This window comes from Peribacillus sp. P4_C12, assembly GCF_056402095.1.
In genome coordinates, this window is record NZ_JBFUIB010000257.1 from 1 (window position 1) to 5379 (window position 5379).

At 39.5% G+C, this 5379-nt stretch carries 3 protein-coding genes; 2 read left to right on the forward strand and 1 reads right to left on the reverse strand.

Annotation, left to right across the window (positions count from 1 at the left end; translation table 11 throughout):
• Positions 1-842 (reverse strand): PTS transporter subunit EIIC (locus AC1DUW_RS20455; protein ID WP_477643316.1); only part of this gene is annotated, 842 nt, incomplete at its 3' end.
• A gap of 1689 nt (positions 843-2531) precedes the next feature.
• Here AC1DUW_RS20455 and AC1DUW_RS20460 point away from each other — a divergent pair.
• Positions 2532-3350: a putative protein N(5)-glutamine methyltransferase gene (locus tag AC1DUW_RS20460; protein ID WP_053348037.1), complete on the forward strand. Its 819-nt coding sequence runs from the start codon at positions 2532-2534 to the stop codon at positions 3348-3350.
• Positions 3351-4325: 975 nt separating this feature from the next.
• Positions 4326-5379, forward strand: a 1054-nt coding sequence (locus AC1DUW_RS20465; protein WP_477643317.1) for a transglycosylase domain-containing protein, incomplete at its 3' end; no start/stop codon positions are given.

A 5379-nucleotide genomic window follows, 5' to 3' on the forward strand; every position in this document is an offset into this window, starting at 1 on the left:
GACATGAACCGGGAAACACCCTCATAGTACTTGACGGTAGTTGGGTCGGCCAATTGCGCAAAGAAGATATTCTGGGTCCCGCTGACAATCTGCCCTTTAATCTCCATCGTTCCGCCTAAAGCTGTTTGCCAGAAGGGAAGGTAGAAAATATGGTGCAACCCTAACGGCCCGAGCATCCGTAATATGAATCCGTAAAAGAAAGTCCCAATCGTTCCTGTGCTCGTTACCAGCGAACCTAATTGGTTTATGAAAAGTTGGAAATAAGGCCATACGATAAAAAGCACGGCTCCAACCAAGATGGACGCGAAGGAAACGATGATGGGAATGAAACGGGAACCACCGAAAAATCCTAACACTTGCGGAAGCTGAATTTTATTATATTTATTGTGCAAAAGTGCGGTAACGATACCTACTACGATACCRCCAAACACACCAGTCTCCAGTGTTTGGATCCCGACAGCCATTCCCTGTCCAGCACCTGCCAAATTCTCTTTGGCAAGTTCACCGTTTATTTGAAGCAGTGCATTTATTGAACTGTTCATGACGAAATAGCCAATCATGGCTGCCAGTGCAGCGGTCCCTTTATCCGAACGTGCCAATCCTACTGCAACACCTACGGCAAAAATGACCGGCAAGTTACCGAATACGATGCTTCCTGCAGAACTCATGATCGTGAAAATGGCCTGCAGCCAGGCAAAGTCTAAAAAAGGATAGGCCTCAACTGTATTTGGATTAGAAAGAGCACCGCCAATTCCCAGCAATAAACCGGCCGCTGGCAAAACGGCAATCGGGAGCATAAAAGATTTACCGAACTGCTGCGCTTTCTCAAAAGCTTTCTTCATAAAACATTCCTCCCTCATTTAACGAGCCTATAATGTTCTCTATATTTTGATTCTCTATTAATAAGGGGTATTTCTTCCCTATAGCTATATATTAAATCCCTATAAAAGCGTTTTCAATACGAAGCAAGAGATATCAATTGTTTTCACCTAGGAGCTGATTTTTTTGAAAAAGTTTTCAAAAAAAATAATCTCTGAAAATCTGATTGCGAATAAAAGTATTTCCTATTAGCTGGTTTAGGTCAAAAAGACATACAAAGGACTAAATTAATTTCCTTTTTCTTTTGTTTAACTATCAACATTAATGTTTAAATGAGCCTAAATAAAAAGATCCTCTCATGGTATTTGGTTGTGATTGCTGTCTTAAATCTTTTCACAATGATTTTTGACAAGAGGTCTCTTTTAAAAAAGCAACTTGTATGAGTGATACGAGTTGCTTTTACTATTTTACGGACAGAAATAAGGCTTATTTGTAATAAAGTTTTTAATTACAAGTAAAAGATACCTTCTCAATAGTTAATATTCATTTTTGAAATAGAACCAGATTTTTTACCTTATGCAAAATTTATGGTATAAGAAAAACCTTTTAGGTTAAACTAATGGTAAAAACAAGAAGTTTAGTAAAGAGAGTGTGTGCATGAATTTTATTTACAGTTTAGCGTGCTTGTTCTTAGGATTATTTCTGATAAACCTGATTTTTTCTTATCAAAGTAAACACATTGATTCAGCTTTTTGGGAAACACTCAAGTTCCATCTTTGTGTCTTACCTTTATTTTTAACTGCAAATATGCTGATAGGTTATGGAGTAAAGTTCGGATTTAAAGCTATACATAACCTGACATATGTCTTAGTTACTTCTAAGGGGATAGAAATCTTAATCGCATTGATAATGGGGTACATATTTTTAAAGGAAGTGCCTACTTGGAAAACTTTATTGGGATTTTCGATTATTGTAGTTGGATTAATTGTCTCAAAAATAAAGTAGGAACAGTTCAATCCTGATGCAAAATCTAATGACTATTAATGTTCAAGATGATTTTCATCATGAAGTTAATTTTGAATAAGTTTGACTCATATACTTTGTTAACAATGAGATAGTACCTGCGGTGCAACTTGAGCTTTCTTAATGTAGTGAAGATGAGGGAAGAACGTGGCTTATCGATGGAATTTCGAGTGATCATAAAAATATTGATATATTGCTAGAATTGGAACAATATACAATTGATTACACTAGAAAAAATGGGGGGGGAATATGAGTTTTTTACTAAAAAAGGATTTAAAAACGCTAATGTACTAATGGGTGCTTTACTTCACTGAGAGAGTGGCTGAGGCAACCTATTTTTATGCAACTAACGGGGCGGTTTAGTGAAAAAAGGGATTTTTTTCCCTTTGACGAATATATAACTTTGAAGGTCAAAAAGGAAGTTGTTACTACGATAGTGGTACGCCTTTTTGTTAATCGAAACGATTTGCTTAAGTTTAAGAAAAGGGGTTATAGCATAGCAATACCTGCTTCTTAATGTGCTAACCGGATAGTTACGAGGATGGGAATGAGGGGGATTTATGGACTTAAGGAAAGCTACTTTGAGCTTTGGGAGAGTCAATTGTGTTGATGGAAGTGAGATAACAACTAAGTCTGCACCTTCAAAAAATGTTGATGATGTAACACTCCATGCCGAGGCAGGATCATTTGTGAATTATGGTGGCTTTCATGGAGATATCACTTGTACGAAAATCGTCAGCAGGCTTCGGGCGGCCGGTTGTGTTTTCGCCGAAGATGAGGCCCGGTTGCTCGTCTCCGCGGAACGGACTCCAGCCGACCTTGCAGCCATGGTTGACAGCCGAGCAGCCGGTTTGCCCCTCGAACACGTCATTGGCTGGGCGGAGTTCTGCGGACTGCGAATAGCGTTGGACCCTGGAGTTTTCGTACCCCGTCAACGCACCAAATTTCTCGTCCGACAGGCCGCCGACATCGCCCGACCAGGAGCCATTGTGGTTGACCTGTGCTGTGGATCGGGCGCGGTGGGCGCCGCGCTGGCCGCTGCACTGGAACGAATCGAATTGTACGCCACCGACATCGACCCGGCGGCGGTGCGGTGCGCCCGCCGCAACGTCACTGTCGCAGGTGGTTACGTGTACGAAGGTGACCTCTACGAGCCGTTGCCCTCCACACTTAGGGGGCGCGTCGACGTTCTGGTCGCCAACGCACCTTACGTACCTACCGAGGTGATCCGACTGCTCCCCCCGGAGGCCCGCATACACGAGGCCCGGGTGGCGCTCGACGGGGGAGCGGACGGGCTTGACGTCCAGCGACGGGTGGCGAACGCGGCCTCACTCTGGCTGGCACCGGGCGGCCACCTGCTGGTCGAGTCTAGCGAGCGACAGGCGCCCAAGACCGTCGAGATTTTCACTCGCAACGGGCTGGTACCGAAAGTGGCCAGATTCGACGAACTGGACGCCACCGTCGTCATCGGAACAAAGCCCGACTTTCAGAGCAATTCGGACGGCTAGCATTGTCCGCAAATGAGAGTGATGTTTGCTTGGCAGCGTGCTGATGGCAGGTGTTAAGTTAAAAATATGGCCCAATAAAAGAGAAAAATTTTAGGTTTAGTCTAAATTCGGAATTTAAATAGGACTTAACGAGCGAGTGCATTACTTCTACGAGGAGGTTGCTGAGGCAGCCTTTTTTGTATGCAACAAACCAGGCAGTTAAATTTAACAAGGGTCCTGAAAGAAATTAAAAGCCTTAATATCTGTTGTCGTATTAAGGTGGATAGTGCAGATACACTACCTCTGTATAAGTTCTCTTTAATAGATGGATTAGTACACAAAGAATGATGTTCTGTAAAAAAAAGTATAATTACCCTGTTGTATATTGTCTCAAATACAATTTTAAAAAATATAATGTCTTTACACCTACAAAAAAGTAAAATCTTTCGAAGTTTATTAAGTATGGAAATCTGTAAATAGTATAATGCAATAATATTTTTAATTTGGTTTATATAAAATAAAAATAAATGTATTATGACTATCAATAACGGTCTTTGTAAATATTCTGAAATAATTTGATATAGGAAAAGAAAGAAGTGATTCATTTATTGATAGAATTTAGTGCTTGTTTACCCTTGATACTGATGTGAAATGAGAGAAAGTAACAAAATGTTTGGATGAAAAATCAGAAGACGTTTTACTAGAGTTGCTAAAAACGATTGAAAACATTATGTTTATAAATCTGAATAACGTAAGGATATATTTAAGGCTGCTTGTTAATCAGGATTTTGAGAATGACATGCCCATTACTTATATTTTTAACTTTTGGATAGGATTTAACTGCATTTTCCTGAACGATTATATTATTCTTTTATATTGATTTTATTTAAGGGCGGTTACATAAGCATGGGGAGAATGTATAAGAGGCAACAACGAAAATTTTCATTAAGAAAGATATGGAATCGGATGTATYCCAAAAAGTTTCTATTAAAGATAATGGCCATAGTTACAACATTTACTATATGCGTTTTACTTATTCTTAATGTGTTTATTTGGTCCACTGATGTAAGTAAATTAGAGAATCCTGTACCACAACCGACAATTATCTACGACCAAGCGGGAAGCGTTGCAAGTAAGATTTCGACTTCAAATATTGAGGGAGTTAGTATTAAACAAATTCCTAGCAATTTGATCAATGCAGTCATTTCAACTGAGGATCAGCGTTTTTACGATCACCATGGTATTAATTACGTAGGTATTGCTAGAGCTATGGTTAAGAATCTATTTAGTGGGGGAATTGTAGCGGGGGGAAGTACAATAACACAACAGTTAGCTAAAAATGTATTTCTTACCCAGGAACGTACATATACAAGAAAGTTCAAAGAGCTCATTTTTACTAAAAAAATTGAACGTACATACTCTAAAGATAAGATTATGGAACGATATTTAAATCAAATCTATTTTGGGGAAGGTGCTTGGGGAATTCAGCGGGCTGCTCAAGTATACTTTGGAAAAGACGTAAACAAATTAACATTAAGTGAGTCCGCAATGCTAGCAGGACTTATTAAGGCACCTTCTATCCTGTCGCCATTTAAGAATTACGACAAGGCAATTCAGCGTAGAAATATTGTATTGTCACTTATGAAGAATGAAGGCTATATTAGCGAAAGTGATTTAGAGAAAGCCAAGCAACAATCGATAGTGTTAGAAGGAAAGAAAACAGAAGACTATAAAGGGAAATATCCTCATTATGTAGATAACATTATTGATGAGGCAATTAATAAGTATCATCTCACACAAAACGAAGTGCTTTCAGGTGGTCTCCGGATTTATACAGAATTAAATCCTAGGATGCAGAATGCTGTTGAAGAGGTATATAAAAGTGAAAATATGTTTCCAAAAAGTCAGCCAGATCGATTGATTCAAAGTGGGGCAATCTTAATTAACCCTTCGACAGGAGGAATCAATGCCCTTATTGGAGGAAGAGGAGAACACAGCTTCCGCCAGTATAATCGTGCAACACAATTAAAAAGACAACCAGGGTCAATAA